Below are 2,102 nucleotides of genomic sequence, written 5' to 3' on the forward strand. Positions count from 1 at the left end.
TTCATGCGCTTCGGCAATCCAATTGTTAATCTGTTCTTCCACCTGTTGCAATTCAGAGCTAGTCAGGGAACGAGGACAGTTAAAATCAAAACGGAGGCGCTCAAAACTAACGAGGGAACCCGCTTGGGAAATCCCCCCATCGACAAGCTTTTTCAAGGCCGATTGTAGCAGATGGGTGGCGGTATGATTAGCTTGGGCGCGACGACGACAGGAACGGTCAATCTGTGCATTAATTGTATCGCCGGTGGTGACAATTCCCCGCTCAATCCGACCAAAATGGATAAAAATCCCCGATTCTTTCTGCACATCCTCAACGCGGATAAGCAGATTATCGCCGGTTAAATAACCCTTGTCACCGATTTGTCCACCCGATTCGGCATAAAAAGGGGTTTTATCGAGAACTACCTGCACCTCAGTGCCTGCTGCGGCCGATTCCACCGTTTTACCAGCGACTAAAACCGCCGTTACTGTTGCGGTTGCTTGTAAATCCGTATAACCGAGAAATTCCGTCGGGTGAATATGTTCCGCCAGCTTATCTAAACTACCCTGTACCGTCAAATCTATGGTTTCGTGGGCGGCTTTTGATCTTTGCTGCTGTTTTTTCATTTCCTGCTCGAAACCCGCCGTATCGACGCTTAAACCCTGCTCCTCAGCGATTTCTTGAGTGAGTTCGAGGGGGAAGCCATAGGTATCATAAAGGGTAAAGGCATCGACTCCCGAAATCTGGCTTTTTTCTTTTTCTAGAATCGATTCGAGCAGTTTCTCGCCTCTTTCTAGGGTTTCTAAAAATCTCGCTTCTTCTCGCTCTAATTCTGCCTTGATCACCGTTTCCCGTTCCCGAACATTGCCATAGACGGACTCGGAAAGAGCGATCGCAATTTCCGCCACTTTGGTGATAAATTGACCTTCAATACCGATTAAACGCCCGTGCCGTACTACTCTCCGAATCAGACGACGCAGGACGTAACCTCTGTCAGTATTCGATGCTGAGATACCATCCGCTATCATATGTACTACCGAGCGCACATGATCACCGATGACTTTTAGGGAAACTTTCGTTTTTTCGTCCGCTTTCTGGTAGTCTATGGCTGCTAACCGGGCTGCTTCGGCGACAATCGGGAAAATTAGGTCAGTTTCGTAGTTATTGGCGACTTTTTGCAGGATTTGCGCCATCCGTTCCAAACCCATCCCCGTATCGATATTTTTATTCGCTAGGGGTGTTAGATTGCCGTCCGCGTCGCGGTTATACTGCATGAAGACGAGGTTATAAAACTCGATAAAACGGCTATCATCCTCTAAATCGATGGTTTTATCCCCTAATTCCGGGTGAAAATCGTAGTAAATTTCCGAACAGGGACCACAGGGACCCGTGGGACCCGATACCCAAAAGTTATCTGCTTCGCCCATTTTTTGGATACGATGGGCAGGAATACCGATTTTATCGCGCCAGATAGCGAAAGCTTCCTCATCCTCTTTAAAGACACTAACGACTAATCTTTCGGGGGGAAGGTTAAAAACTTCTGTGGACAATTCCCAGGCCCAGGCGATCGCTTGTTCTTTAAAATAATCACCAAAGCTAAAATTGCCCAACATCTCAAAAAAAGTATGATGTCTAGCAGTCCGGCCGACATTTTCGATGTCGTTGGTGCGAATACATTTTTGGGAAGTGGTAGCGCGGGGAAATTCCGGGGTCTTTTGCCCTAAGAAAATCGGTTTAAAAGGGAGCATTCCCGCAATAGTCAGCAAAACGGTGGGGTCTTCTGGGACTAGGGAGGCACTAGGGAGAATTTTATGGTTTCTGGCCGCAAAAAAGTCTAAAAATCGCTGGCGAATCTCGCTTCCGCTTAGGTGGTTACTCATAGAAGATGTCAGTTAGTCAGAAAAATGCCTATTTTATCCATTGTGGCATTTTTACGTTTTAACTCTCCACCTTTACCCTCGCGCCGCTTGTCGGACTTGTTCTAAGTCTAAATCCAAAGCTTGAGCGATTTGTTCCACACTTAAACCCAAAGCCAGCAAACGGGGAATAGATTCTAGTTTTCCTTCCTGTCGTCCTTCCTGTCGTCCCTCCTGTTTAGTTGCTTCCTTCCATTCCTGATAGG

Annotated in this window: 1 protein-coding gene; it reads right to left on the reverse strand. The window is 47.0% G+C overall.

The genetic code is table 11. The features are described from left to right. The coding region (alaS, locus tag IQ242_RS23295; protein ID WP_193961590.1) for an alanine--tRNA ligase at positions 1–1,860 on the reverse strand (1,860 nt) is incomplete at its 3' end. Positions 1,861–2,102 lie beyond the last annotated feature (242 nt).

Source organism: Microcystis sp. LEGE 08355 (genome assembly GCF_015207185.1).
Taxonomy (GTDB): Bacteria; Cyanobacteriota; Cyanobacteriia; order Cyanobacteriales; family Microcystaceae; genus Microcystis; species Microcystis panniformis.